Raw genomic sequence first — 16,163 nt, forward strand, 5'->3', positions numbered from 1 at the left:
GCGAAATATTAACCTTATTAAGTATAAATTTCTGCACAGTATGACTCTTAACTTCCCCCCACCTCTAAACTTCTAATACAATAGTAACTACCTTCATATATATAACTTATATTTTTAAAGCTGATTGTTATTATATCATAAAATATATTTATGTAAGTTTTCGAAATAGAAAAGTTATCGTGAATCATTTGTGAAGAAAATGTGAAATATATACAGCAAAAACTTTAATCCTCCCCACACAAGTCAATCTCCAGTCTAACTCCCTCCACATTCAACCAGTTTTAAGATTGGAGTCTTACTGTACACATATAGCAGAATAAATAAAAAAGGTATTACGTTATTACGTAATACTCTTCCAGATAATCATAATACTCAATAATCGTTCACATTGAAAAAAAACATAAAATGAATCTTTAATAAGTATTTTTTTGTTCATCTCCACAAATAGCAGGATAAATAAAAAAGTGTCACATTATAAAGGGTACAGATTATTATTATGTAACACCTTTTCGTAAAAACATATAGTACTACTTGAATTGCAATACCGCTATCCCCAACAAAATGAAACACTTCTTTAAATCCCTCCATGATAGAGGACAACCTTTATATCGCCACTTCTATATCATCGTTTTAATTATAATTAAAAGCTAACCTTTTCTATACAATAGATCCTTTTATTTTTCATATATGTTTAAGGAATGCATTTACATGAAACAGCTATTCCTAACGTATCATATTAGGAATAGCCTCAATAACAAATATCTTATCTAGCTTAAAAATTAAATTTGACATTTTCAATTTCTGTATTCTCGATTACTAACCCTTCAATCTTAATATTTTCTAATTTTATTTCCTTATTTGAGCTAATCGTGTCTAAGATACCTAAAAAATTCTCCGCTAATTTTTTAATGGTTTCCATTCTATACAAACTACTTGCATATTCAAATTCAAAAAATAACTCTTTTTTTCCTTTTTCTACAAATAGGGTTAAATCAAATTTCGAAATTTTATTTCTGTATTTAACAGGCGTCATTTTCAAATTCCCCATTATATTTTCATTGATTTGAGATTCTTGAAAAGCTAACATTGTAGAAAATATAGGGTTTCTCCCTAAGTCTCTCTTAATTTTTAACTTATCAATAATCATATCAAACTGATAATCTTGATTATCATACGCTTTAATTAACTGTTCTTTAATCTCTGACAAAAACTCCGTAAAGTTTTTTTTCTCAATGGGAAAACTTCTAATTGCAATAGTATTTGCAAACATACCAATGATATTTTTCAAATCAGAATGTGTCCGCCCTAAAATAGGCATTCCTACAATTATATCGTGCTGCGAGGAACATTTTGATAACAAAATACTATAAGCTGCAGACAAAATCATGTACAATGTCGTATCTGTTTCTAAACATAAATTGTCTAAACGTTGCTTTAATTCATTTCCTCCTTCAAAAATAAAACTATTTCCTTCAAAGCTTTGTATAATTGGTCTAGGAAAATCCGTAGGCATATCTAATACTGGAAGATCCCCTGAAAGTACATCTAACCAATATTTTTCTTGTATACTTGCAGCACTAGTCTTTAAAAACTCATTCTGCCAATAAACGAATTCTTTATATTGAATAGGGTTTTCCTGTAACAGTTTTCCTTGATATAATTCTGATAACTCCTGCAGTAAAATATTGACTGAATATCCATCTGAAATCAAATGGTGCATATCTGTTAAGAGCACATGTTTATGACTACTTAAGCGAATGATCTTAACCCTTACTAAAGGAGCTTTACTTAAGTCAAAAGGTTCAATAAATTCATCAATTATTTTTTCCAGTTCGACATTCAGCTTACTTGATGGATTAGAACATAAATTTTCACCTAAAACAGAATAACTAATTTCTATATCTACTTCTCCCTGAATTCGTTGTTTGGGCACACCATCTACTACTTCAATAGATGTTTGAAATGCCTCATGTCTCTTTACAATCTCACAAAAAGCTTTTTCCAATTTCTCCAGGTTGATTTCACCTTCAAGTAAAGTTGCTCTTGGCATATTGTAACTAGTTCCAATCCCTTCCATCTGTTGTAGTGTATATATCCTTTTCTGAGCGGAAGAAAGGTCGTAATATTCACAATTTTCTACAGGTTGTAGTGACACATACTTACTTTCATAACTTTTCTTTATATGCTTACTTATACCTCTTACTGTTGGTGCTTTAAACGCTTCTCTTAACGATATATCTACACTAAACTTTTTATGAATTTCTGCCATTAAAAGCATTAACGACAATGAGTTTCCACCCATTTCAAAAAATGAGTCATTCATACTAATTTGCTTAACATTAAGAGTTTCTTCCCACATTTGTGCAACAGTTTTTTCAATTGGATCCTCAGGCAGTTCATAATTAGTTTTTATCAATAATTCATCCTTAATTTCTGGGAGCGCTTTAACATTTAGCTTACCATTTGGAGTCAAAGGAATTCTATCTAACTTAATAAAGATAGAGGGTATCATATAGTAAGGAATCTTACTTGAAAGGTATTCCCTTATTCCCGACCCATTCTCGTTCTCTTTCAACACAATATAAGCACATAGTATATTATTATTTTCTTTATCTTTTTTTGGAACAACAATTGCATCAAGTACCATATCATGTTGCAACAGTACTGAATTTATTTCTTCTAACTCAACTCTATATCCTCGAATTTTTAATTGATTATCCATTCTTCCGAGAAATTCTACTTCTTGATGGCATGTGAGCCTCCCTATGTCTCCCGTTCTATAGAGTTTGATTTTTTCTTGTCCCAAAGGTGAAACCGTAATAAACTTTTCGCTATTCAAATCAATTTGATTCAAATAACCTTCTGTCACTCCTACTCCACCAATACAAATTTCACCAGCCACTCCAATTGGAACAAGTTTTTGATCCCTATCCAAAATGAATATTTTCGCATTATCTACTGGTTTTCCAATAACCGTTCTCTTGGATACAATGTCAAAATCAGTAGCATTAAATTTGTGAAATAGAGCGCCAATAGTGGTTTCTGTAGGTCCATAGTGATTCATAACTGCAGTTTGCGGATACACCCTATTAAACTTACTAATATCAGCTGACTTCACTTCTTCACCGCCCAATACGATTAACCTTAGTGCCATGCAATTCTCATAATCTTCAATCGCGCGATGGTTAACTAAATAATTGAATAGTGAAGGAGTCAATTTTATATAACTTATCTTTTTCTCTTTCAAATATGTTATAAGGGTTTCTGGGAGCATATAATGTTCTTTTGGAACCAAATGTAACTCACATCCATTTAATAAAGCTGTATACAAACTTGTATATCCTAAATCAAATGCAAAGGAAGATAACAATATTGTTTTATCACTATACGTTATACTTACTTCTCGTGTGAACCATGAAATATAATTTACCAAGCTTTGATTCTTAATTGGTACCCCTTTTGGGAGCCCAGTAGTACCAGATGTATAAATAATATATATTGGATTATCAACTGTACTTCTTTCTTCTATGTTTGAAGGACATTCAAAAAATAAGCTCTTATCTTCCAATTCCATAACCTCACAAGTAAAATTATTAGAAGTTAATAAGTGAGACTGGGTCAAAAGAAGAATTGTATCACTGTCTTCAATCATGCTATTTATTCGTTCTAATGGAAACTCCGGATCAAGGGGTAGATAAATTGCCCCACTTTTAATAATACTCCATAGTCCAATGATCATTTCAATAGAAGGCTCAGCTAATAAAGCGATTACTGTATCACTTCCTGCCCCCTTCTTAATCAAGTGTTTAGCTAATTGATTTGCTTTATCATTTAATTCCTTATAAGTTATTGTCCTCTGTCCAAACACTACAGCAGTACGATTCGGATGTTTTTCCACCAGTTCTTCAAATATACGTTTAATCGTTTTTTCTTCTGGATACAGAGTATCAGTATTATTAAAATCACATATTCTATTTTTTTCTTTCATGGTTACTATATCAATTTCCTCAATTGGAATAGTAATGTCCTCTATGATAGTATCAATAATTTGAACGAAATGTTCCGCCATTCGTTCCATGGTCTCTTTACGGAACAAACCTGTACTATATTCAAATATAAAATGAAGTTGTCCATCCTGCTCAGTTACTTTCAGCTCTAAATCAAATTTAGATGTACGATTCGTATACTCGTACGGTTTAATTTCAAAATCACCTATTTCCGCCCTTACTGCATCAACATTTTCAAAAGCAAACATCACATCAAACAGAGGATGACGATTCACACTTTTTCGCAATTGTAGCTTATCAACGAGCATCTCAAATGAATATTCCTGATGTTCCAGAGCTTGAAGTGTGTGGCTTGCAACTTCTTTCAAAAAATCCTCAAACCGTTTCTCTGAAGTAGGATAATTTCTGAGCGCAATTGTATTAACAAACATACCTACTACATTTTCTAATTCAGAATTCAGTCTTCCTGCTACTGGGCTTCCGATTATAATGTCTTCTTGTCCGCTATATTTAAACAATAATATATTGAATGTCGAAAGTAATAATGAGTACAGAGTAGCTCCTTTTCGGCTTGAGATTTCATTTAATTTAGATGTATAATTTTCATCCAAATTAAATTGAACTACATCACCTTCAAACATTGGCTTATCTAATCTTGGATAATCAGTTGGTAAATTGAGTAATGGTATTTCTTTTGAAAATATTTCAAGCCAGTAAAGTTCTTTTAGTTTCCAGTTCCCGGATTCTATCATTTTGTTTTGCCAGTTTGAAAAATCTTTGTATTGAATTCTTACATCTGGCAAATTATTTTTTTGATAAAGAGATGCAAACTCTCTAATTAAAATTCCCATTGATAAACCATCGGATATAATATGGTGCATATCATAAACAAGCAAATATTTCGATGATGATCGCACCTCCACAATTGCCGCTCTGAACAAAGGCCCTTTCTCTAAATCAAATGGTCTAATAAATGTTTCAACAACACTCTCAAAATTTTGTTCATCTGCATACAAGTGTTGCATATTCCATTCAGGATTCTGATGGATTTTTTGAACTATTTTCCCTTGTACTTGTTTAAATGTTGTTCGCAAGCTTTCGTGGCGATTAATTAAAGCTTGCAATGCCTTTTCTATCTGTACTATATTAACTTTCCCTTCAAGAAATACTGCTCCGGTAATATTATAGTTTGTAGATGCACCATTCAATTGACTAACAATATACATACTTTTTTGTGCTGGAGAGACTTCATAATACTCCTGTGGTGCTACTAGACGAATCGCTTCATATGTTTCTTTTTTCCCCATCATTTCTTCAATGATTACAGCCAATTCCTTAATAGTAGGAGCTGCAAATATATTTCCAAGTGGAAGTTCAACTTCAAATTCCCTATGAATTTCAGAAACAAGTGTTATTGCTTTTAATGATTGCCCCCCAATTTCAAAGAAATGATGGTTAATGCCTACACCATCAGTTCCCAGTATCTTTTCCCAAATACTTACAAGTTTTTGTTGTATCGTATTATAAGGTTTTTGATACTCTTCATCAAACTCTACTTTAATCTCCATATTTTCTAGGGACTTCCGATCAATTTTCCCATTCGGACTGAGTGGAAGGCTTCCTAGTTGAATAAAATAAGAAGGAATCATATATTCAGGAAGTTTCTTCCGCAAAAAATCCCTTATACTGCATTGATTATTTGTATCATGTGAGGGGGAGTCATAGAATGCAACAAGATACTTATCATTTGCTGCTCCATTCTTCACGACAACTATAGAGTTTTTTATGCTATCACATTTGTTTAAAACAACTTCAATCTCTCCTATATCAATTCGATGCCCTCGTATTTTTGTTTGGTCATCCTTCCGTCCCAGAACCTCAATGTTACCATCGCAAAGTAATTTCCCCATATCTCCTGTTTTATAAAGCATTTTTCCATAATTATGATAATATGGATCTCGAATAAACTTATCCTTCGTCAACTTAGAATTGTTAATATAACCTCTAGCTAAAGGTATGCCACCTATGAATATTTCCCCCTTCACTCCAATTGGCAAAGGATGCATATTCTCATCAAGGATATAAATGCGCCTGTTAGCAAGTGGTTTTCCCACGGGAATAAATTTTAAATCGGCGCTTTTAGTTCCTTTTCCAGACACTTCATATAAAGTACTTGTCATCGCCGTTTCAGCAGGTCCATATGCATTTAATAAAATAATATCTTCTAAAGGTAACTGTTCCCACATCCCTACTTTCTCCGCTGGCATTTGTTCCCCACCAACTATAACGAGTCTGAGCTTACTATCTGGAATTATTTCTGGTCTTGTATACCATTCTTGTACAATTTCGCCCCAATAATTTGTAGGTAGATTAACAACTGAGAGTCCAAGTTCAACACATTTCTGAGAAAACTGATACGGAGTCCATATATTCTTATCACGCAAAACAAGAGAACTTCCTGCAGCTAGTGTTGTAAAAATCTGTTCAAGTGAAATATCAAAACTTATCGAAGAAAACTGAAGAACACGATCCTCTGGTGTCAGCTCATAACGTTTGCGAATATCAATGGAGTGGCTTACAACTGCTTCATGAGACATCATTACACCTTTTGGTCGACCAGAAGAACCCGAAGTATAGATGATATATGCCAAATTCTGGGATTCAATTCTAACACTCGGTTGTTTTTTTGGTTCTTCGAGCACTGAATCCCATTCTATATCAAGACAAACGATATGCCCCTGATAATCTCTAATCTTCGGTTGTAAATTATTTTGGGTGAGTAATATAGGTACTTGGGCATCTTTCAACATCAAATTTATTCTTTCTCCAGGATAATCCATATCAATAGGTAGAAAAGCTCCACCAGCTTTTAAAACAGCTAAAATTCCTACAATCATTTTAGGTGAACGTTCAACATACACTCCCACAGGTATTTCAGGCCCGACCCCTAACTTAATGAGCTTATGTGCTAACTGGTTTGAAAGTATATCTAATTCTGTGTAAGATAAACTTTCATTCCCCTGTATAACAGCAGGTTTGTTTAAATTTAATTTTACTTGATCAGTAAATAAATCCTGAAAACATTGATTCTTAGGATAATCCAACCAAGTAGAATTATTATCACTTAAAATATGTGTAAGTTCTTTTTCAGAAATCATTGAGATATCCTCTAACTTATCATCTTCGCTAACAAGCATTTCCCACAAAATATTGATTAAATGCGAAAGTATCTGATTTGCTTCCGTTTCATTTAAAAAGGAACTATTGAATAGTAGCTTCAATTGAAGCTTTGGTTGTAGATTACAATAAACAACCAAAGGGTAATCCATTTGTTCATCTATACGTACTGATTTCACTTGTAATGAACCAATTCCATCTTTCAATTTCACATCGAATGGATAGTTTTCAACAATTACAATACTCTCATACAAATCATATAAGGCAGAGCTTCTTGGCATATCAATCCAACTTCTTATATCAACGAGTGAGGTATATTCATATTGACGCATTTCAACCTGCTTCAGTTGTAAATCTTTAAGCCACTTAATTAAATTTACATTTTTATTTATCTTTACCCTAAAAGGAAGAGTATTCATAAAGCAACCAATTATTGAATCCGAACCTTCTAACTCAGCTGGACGCCCTGATGAAGTTACCCCAAAAATAATATCTGTTTCTTGGGAATAGCGATTTAAAAGAATTGCCCAAGCCCCCTGAATCATAGTATTTAGTGTAATCCGATTCTTTCTAGTAAATTCTTGAATTATCTGCTGTTTATCTTCAGACACTTCGTATACTACATCTCCAAAAGCGGATAACTGATTTGAATTTTTTGCAGGAAAAATATTATTGAATCGTATAGGTGTTTTAAATCCATCTAACGCGGTTCTCCAAAATTGTTCCGCTTTCTTCTTGTCTTGCCTACTTAACCAGTCGATATAATCTTTAAATGAATATACGTGTCCAAATGTTATCTTTTCACCAACACATAAGGCTTCATAACACTGACCCAGTTCTTTAAAGAGAATGCTATTACACCAACCATCTAACTGAAGGTGATGATGCGTCCATACTACATCATAGGCATACTCGTCTTGCTTAATGACCAAAATTCTCATAAGTGGTGGTTTTGAAAGATCAAATCCTTTTTTACGATCTTCCTCAATAAGTTGTTCTAAATTTTGCAATCCTTCAGATTTTGAAAAATTTGTCCAATCTAAAACTTGGAAAGGAATTTTTATATTTTTATGAACAATCTGTACAGGTTCTTCTAGTCCTTCCCAATGATATGATGTTCTTAAACTTTCATGTCTATCTAAAAGTTTTTGCCAAACCTTTTCAAATATCTCAATATCTAGTTTTGATTTTATTGAAAATATTGTTTGCTCCACAGTTACTGACGATTTTGGTGAGTAGATATGATGAAAAACCATACTTTGTTGTACAGGTGAAAGCATGTATATATCTTCTATATTTTTATATACCTCAAGCCATTCATCAATTTTCTTTTGATCTATGGAGGCAAGAGGGAAATCTGAAGGCGTCAAATATGTACCTTCTTTTGTTTGACAGTGGTCAATTATATCCTTCAAATTGTTGACAAAGTCCTTTGCCAAGCCTTGAATTGTTTCAACCAAATGACTATTCGCACTGTATTTCCATTCTACACATAATTTTTTATCAACAATCATACATTCAATTTCAAGCAAGTGACTTCTAATTCCATTCAAATCACGGGTTGGTCCTGTATTCACATCCGATATATTAAATAACTGCTGTTTTTTAGTTGCTTGTTCGAACTGTCCTAAATAATTAAAGCTTATTTGTGCCCTTTTCCTAGACGAAATTTGCTCTCGCATCTCTTTCTCTGCTAAGTAATATAAAATTTCATAACCAATTCCACCATTTGGTATAGCACGATACCGCTCTTTTACTTCCTTCAATATTTCTGCTATGCCCTTCTCTTTTTCAATGTCGCCTATAACAATAGGATAGACACAAGTAAACCATCCTATAGTTCTTGAAGTATCGTACTCTTTTAACAAAGGATTCCTACCATGGCCCTCCAAATCAACTAGTGTTTCACCACTCCAATTTGCTAATGTACTAGAAAGTGCGGAAAGCAGAATATCATCAATTCTCATTTTAAATAATTGATACGTGTCATGCAGTAAATACTTTGTTTCTTTCTCCGTCAACATAAAAGAAAGTGTACGAGCAGATTTTTCATCATTTCTCCCCCCTTCCATGTCAATAGGTATAGTATTTATAGAAGAAGGAACATTGTTCTTCCAAAAAGCAAGTTCATCTTTTAGCTGATTGGAAGAAGCATATTCATAGAGATGCTCAGACCATTTTTTAAAAGAGAGACCTTTCACGGGAAGTTGAACAGAGCCACTATTTGTAAGTTGTTCATATATCATCTGTAGGTTGTCCAGCATAAGTCGCCATGAATATCCGTCTATTACAAGATGATGTACTGTTATAAACAACCTTCCTTTTTCCTGATCCCCAGAATCAAAATATGCAACTTTAATTAATGGCCCATCTGTGATGTTTAATTCATACTGCAATTTTGATAAAATTTCATGCATATGACTATTATTAAAATCATGTAATTCAAATAATACATTCTCATCAGACTCTGAATAAACTTGAATCCATTCTCCAGCTCTTTGGTAATAACGGAGCCTAAAACTATCATGATAATTTGTAAGTATACGAAAACTTTCATGCAACAAATCCGGATTTATGCCTGCTTGTGTTTCCAATAGCACAGATTGATTCCAATGATGATAATTTTCCAAATCTTGCTCAAAAAACCACTTTTGAATCGGTGTAAGAAGCACTTCACCAGTCTCAGGTTCTTCTATTTGATCTTCACTATAGCTTTCTTTAATATCTGCAATACAATCCGCCAGCTCTGCTATCGTTTGGTTCTCAAACATCTGACTCACGGTAATCTCTATACCCTTTTGAAGCGCTTTACCTACTATTTGAATACTTAGAATCGAGTCTCCTCCTAACTCGAAGAAGTTATCATGTATACCAATTTCCCTCTGATGTAGACCCAATACTGCAGACCATACCTCTACTAGTTCTTCTTGAACTTTATTTTTTGGAGCAACGTAACCTTTATAGGTATGAATTTGAGGAACCGGTAAGTTCCTTCGATCAAGCTTTCCTATCGAAGTTAAGGGCAGACTCTCTAGCTGAATATAGTATGACGGAAGCATATAATCTGGTAACTCTTTTGCTAAAGATTCCTTAAGTTCCTCCATGTTAATCTGAACATGGGAAACGATATATGCACAGATAACTTTTTTCCCATTATTAATTTCCCAATCAATTACAGCAGCATCTTCAATGTAGTTCCTTTTTAATATTAAATTATGAATTTCTGAAAGTTCAATCCGAAACCCTCTGATTTTTACCTGATGATCCTCTCGTCCAAGAAACTCAATTTCTCCGTTTGGAAGCCATCTTCCTAAGTCCCCTGTTTTATACATACGATCATTTGGATTAAAGGGATCATTCATAAACTTATCATTTGTAAGTTCTGGAAGATTCAAATAACCTCTTCCTACACCGTCTCCAGCAATATACAACTCACCAGGAACACCTATTGGGCTAATATTTTTATCTTTATCCAATATATAACATCTAACATTTGAAATCGGCCGCCCCAAAGAGACAGTATTTTCCGAACATTCAACACTTAAAGCGTCCACTGTTGTTTCTGCTGGACCATAATTATTATATAATTTATATCCTCTATCAATCAGTGCATTTTTTAATGATTCTTCTAGTCTTTCTCCACCTGAAATAACTGTGTGTAAACTCTGTAATTTGCGATCATGACATAATAATTCTTTTAATACAGTCGGTATGAAATTAATAATATGAATTTCATGTTGATCAACATAATCACAAAAGTGCTTCCTATTTAAAATCAAATTCTTTTCGGCTATATGTAATGTCGCTCCATAAAGTAATGTACCGAAAAAATCCTCAATACTCGGATCAAACACATAATTTGTTAGTTGTAATAGATTCGTTTTTTCCGTTATATTAAATGTTTTTCCAAACCACTGAACAAGATTAACAACATTTCGATTTTCTAACATTACACCTTTAGGTTTTCCTGTAGTACCTGAAGTATACAAAACCGTAAATAAATCATTCGGACTAAGGTTTACTTTTGGTAGAAGAATCTCACCTGAAAAATCCCCACTATCATCCAATGCAAAAACACAATCATTGCTGAATTTTTCAATCACATATTCGTTTTTATTAATTAAATCCTTACTGGTCAATATGAACTTTATTTGACTATCCTGTATCATATACATTTTCCTTGACTCTGGATATTCTGGATCAATTGGCAAGTATGCAGCTCCGACTTTTAAAATAGCAATTATCCCTATTAGCATTTCAATTGATGGATCCGTCATGATTCCAATAATCTCACCCTTTTTCACTCCTTTTCTAAGCAGTTCATTTGATAAGTTATTGGACATGTCATTTAATTCTTCATAAGTCATAGTCTTATTTTTATATACAATCGCAACATTATCCGGGGTTTTCATCGCTTGTTGCTCAAACAACTGACTAATTGTCAACTGATTTGAATATGTTTTACGAGTATTATTAAATTCCAAAAGGATTTGTTTTTTCTCTTCAATAGATACGATATCAATCTCTTCTATTTTTTTTTGAGGGTTTTTTATGACTGCTTCTGTAATTATAGTAAAATGTTGAGCTAAACGTTCAATTTTAGATGATTCATATAATTGTTCGTTGTAACTGAAACATATCTCAATATCTTTATGCAAACTTATACTAATAGATAAGCCATAATTAGTCATTTCAAAGGTGGAATATGAATTCAAAGCGATTCTATTTTTGTTTTTCAGTATCGTCTGATCTAAAGGATAGTTTTCAAAAACAACAATAGTATCAAAAAGATCGTTTTCTATTTCCAATTCACTATATTTTTTTATATCTACCAAAGATGATGTTCCATACAATTCCCAATCCTGCAATGTCTTATTTAATTTTTTGATAAGTTCTATAGATGTTTCGCCAGAACCCTTTTTGACTCTTAATGGAACTGTATTTATAAACAGGCCTACCATTTCTTCAATCCCATTAAATGTTCCTGCTCTACCGGAAATAGTTGAGCCAAAAATAATGTCATCACAATTATGATTCTTTTGTAGCACAATTCCCCATAAACTATAAACAAGGGCGGCAAGAGTAACTTCATTTTCCTTCGCAAATCCTTCCAACTTATCCCTTGAAAATCGAATACGATACTGCTGATCTTTTCGAATTGATTTATGTTTCTTTTTTGTTACTTCCAATCTATTTTGCGAGTTAAATCCTTTTAAATACTCTTGCCAAAATACTTTCTGCCTTTCTTTATCCTGTTTTTGAATATATTTAATAAAATCTTTATATTTTTTTTTAGTAGGCAGATTGTAAGTTTCTGATTCACTAAGGCATCGGTATGCGTTTAGGAATTCTTTTAAAATAATTCCATTACTCCAACCATCATATATAATATGATGATTACTTATAATCATTTCATGTCTTTCTTCTGCTAATATGCACAAAGTAACCCTGAATGGTATTTCTCGAAGATCGAACTTTTTTTCACGATCTTTAACTTTTATCTCTTCTAGTAAAATATTTTTTTCACTTTCACTCTTGTGTGTAAGATCAATTATTTTAATATGAGGGGTATGTTCTTTCAATACTATTTGAACAGGAGTTTTCACTTTTTCCCAACGAAATAGTGTACGTAACTGCTCATTTGTTTGGACAACCGCCTCCCAAGCTTTCGTAAACAATCCTGCATCAACTCTACCTGAAATCCCCAAACATATCTGTTCAAAATACTCATCACTTTCAGGATTTTTTAAGTAGTGAAATAACAATCCTTCCTGTATTGGCGCTAAACCAAGAATATCTTCCACATTTTGTTTATCCAATTTTATCATCATTGAGCTCCTCCTTGAGACAATCAAATGAATCTAAATAATTATGCTTCTGCATATTTTCTATAATTTCCCCTCTTTCCATCTTGATAACTTTATCCGCGATATGAAAGTACCTATCATCATGAGTAATAGCAATGATAGCTTTTCCTTTTCCCTTTAATTCAGCCAATAGTTCTGTATAGAAAAAATGTCTAAATTCAGGGTCTTGATCTGCCGCCCATTCATCAAATAGATAAATAGATTTATCCTCTAAATAGCTAATTAATAGCGCTAGTCTTTTTCGTTGTCCTGTTGAAAGTTTAGTTGTACTAAATTCTCCATTTTGAATTTGTACTTTTTCATCGATACGTAATATTTTCAAATATTTTTTTATTTCTTCTTCTTTTGAACTATAGTCAATACCATAGACTTTTGTAAACAAATAAAAATCACTAAATATTGCGGAATATAGCTCTCTTAACTGTTCCTGATTTATTTCTTGATTGTTAACAAATATGTTTCCGCTATTTGCAGAATACAAACCTGTAATTAGTTTAGCAAGAGTTGATTTACCACTACCATTGCCACCAGTTATAAATACAACCTCTCCTGATTTAAGTTCAAAATTAATTGGCCCTACTTGAAAAGCTTCTCCATGTTCACTTTCGTATTGATATACTACCTCTTTAATCTCCATGTTTATTTTACTTTGAGGCATCAAAGTACTGTTTACGTCTGTCTTATTAGTTTCGGTTTTTAAATACCTTGAAAAATCGTTTATTCTCTTCCAACTAATTTTCATTTGAATCGCATTAGGGATAGTATTGAGTATACTATGTAGCGGCCCTGTCATATAAAGAAAAACAAAAACATAGCTTCTTAAAAACTCACTCTGTACCCCTTTAAATAAAAGCGGAAATAAAAATGTAACAGCCCCAATTACCATAACAAACAGCAATTCACCAATAATAAAGACATTAGCAAACTTAAGACCACCTTGAATCCGCTTATCCTTATAATCCCCACAGCTCTCTTGCATCCCTTGTCCAAACTCTTCTCGTTTTGACTTTCCTATGCTTAACTCTTTATAACCGCCAATGAGATCGTTTATATATCTAAAAAAAGTGTTTTGGATGTCTCTTGTTTGTTCCCAAAGATTATTAGCTGATTTTCCAGCTACATAATACATACCTGCTGCAACCAAAATAACTGCAATAGAAACAAGCAGTCCATAAACATTAATTACTCCCAAATAAACCAAACAACATAAAAGTGTAATTGAATCAGTCAAACCAGTAATTATGGTGGCAGCATAATTACTGATAGCTTCTGTATCATTATTTAAGGTGGTTTGAATTCTTTCTGACTCTATTTTTTCAATTTTTTCATAAGGATTTTTTAATATATCGTTAATTAACTGGATCCTTTTTTCATAAATTAGATTATTTGTAATGGTAATCAACTGCGTCCGTACCAATTTTTGCGCTAATACATAAGTAATAATTCCTAGCAAAAAATATAAAAATAGACTATTGTTGCTTGAATAATTACTTCTAGTTAAAGCTTCATTAATAATAAAAATAATCATCGCATTTCCAAAACCACTTGTTACACTCAACACAAAAATCGGAAAAAAATTTTTCTTATCATGCAAAGGAAAAATAATTATTAAAGATAAATATAGGCAGAACAGTACAATACCAATTAAAGTAGCCCATACCGCAAAACTCATACTGATAGGTAACCAAACATTAACAAAATCCCAAGAAAGTCTCCCGAAAAATACAAATGGAATTTTATAAAGCGCATACCCAGCTAAGAACGCAAACAGAAACGTTATAAAGGGGATACAAATACTTTTAAATTTATTTTTTTCCAATTTCCTTTTTTTCTTATATACCTGAATCATAACTATGAAAATGAAGTATAGAGTAATAATTGAAAAAGGAACCATAAACAAAAGTACAGTAACAGAAAAAGCATCGATACTCTTATACATATCTTTACCGTTTGTCACCACACTCTCCCCCACAAGTGTGTCCATAATACCCTGGCCAATATTTTGAGTGTAATCGGAGTTCATGTTAGCCATCACCGCAACTCCCAACTTCTCTTGAGGATGAAATACAATGAAAGAGGAGAAATTCGGATTACTGCCTGCATGTGATATTTCACCAGGACCATTTTGAAAAACTTGCCACCCTCCGGCATAAGAAGAGCCATCCTCAGATGGTGGAACTGATCTGTTTGGTATATGTGTACTATAAATTGCCTTTTGCTGATCATCACTTAGTCCATATATCCCAAGCTGCATACGAAGCCACTTTTCCATGTCTTCAGTATTTGAGATAAAATAACCTGCGGGTGTATTCCCTCGATAAATAGGTGCATTAAACTCTATAGGCTTTAAAAAACCTATTTTATACCCCTTTGACATATCATATTTAGCGACATCTTTTCTAAACAAAAAAGTATTACTCATATTAAATTGGTTTAATATATTATTCTGAACGTATTGTTCAAAAGATTGTTTGGTAACTTTTTGTATAACTAATCCTAGAATATCGTAGTTAATACTGGCATAATTGAATTGCTCTCCTGGATATGTCTCCAATCTTTGATTTAATATTTCTCTAACTGTATTTTCCAACGCATCATTGTCATTTGAGATAGGTATGTCCCCAATCGTATGAAAAGGGATCCCACTCGTATGATATAAAAGCTGTTCAAGAGTTATTTCAACATTTTTATTAAGTTGTTGTCCTTTATAATTACCTTCATATGTCATTTGAAACCAATGCAAATATTTGCTAACGGGATCCTTTAAATCAATTAACCCCTTTTGAACAAGTTGATATATTGCGAGAGCTGTAAACGCCTTACTATTCGAACCGATTTCAAATAATGTTTTTTCCGTTACACGTCGCTTTTTCTCAAGATTTGAATAGCCAAAACTTTTTTTATATACAGCTTGATCACCTTTGACTACTATCACTGACATTCCAGGAATTTTGGCTTCTTGCATTTGTTTTTTTATAAGCGAATCTAGTTGTTCTTTATCGTTTTCCGTAAACATTCTATCATTCTCTGCATTTGCTATTTGAATCCCAAATAGCATCTGTACATTTAATAATATTACAAGGGTAATCAAAACAATTTTTACTCTCATCAT

2 protein-coding genes are annotated in these 16,163 nt (G+C 32.7%); both read right to left on the reverse strand.

Annotated elements, in window-relative coordinates; translation table 11 throughout:
* Positions 1-772: 772 nt before the first annotated feature.
* A complete protein-coding gene (locus DM800_RS02420; RefSeq protein ID WP_147786323.1) occupies positions 773-13,012 on the reverse strand; it encodes a non-ribosomal peptide synthetase in 12,240 nt (4,079 codons plus the stop codon).
* Entirely contained in the window at positions 12,996-16,163 is a 3,168-nt protein-coding gene (locus tag DM800_RS02425; RefSeq protein ID WP_147786324.1) for a cyclic peptide export ABC transporter, read from the reverse strand. Before DM800_RS02425 ends, DM800_RS02420 begins: the two co-directional genes overlap by 17 nt.

It is taken from the genome of Bacillus sp. AY18-3 (assembly GCF_008042305.1).
In the GTDB taxonomy this organism is placed as follows: domain Bacteria; phylum Bacillota; class Bacilli; order Bacillales; family Bacillaceae_G; genus Bacillus_A; species Bacillus_A wiedmannii.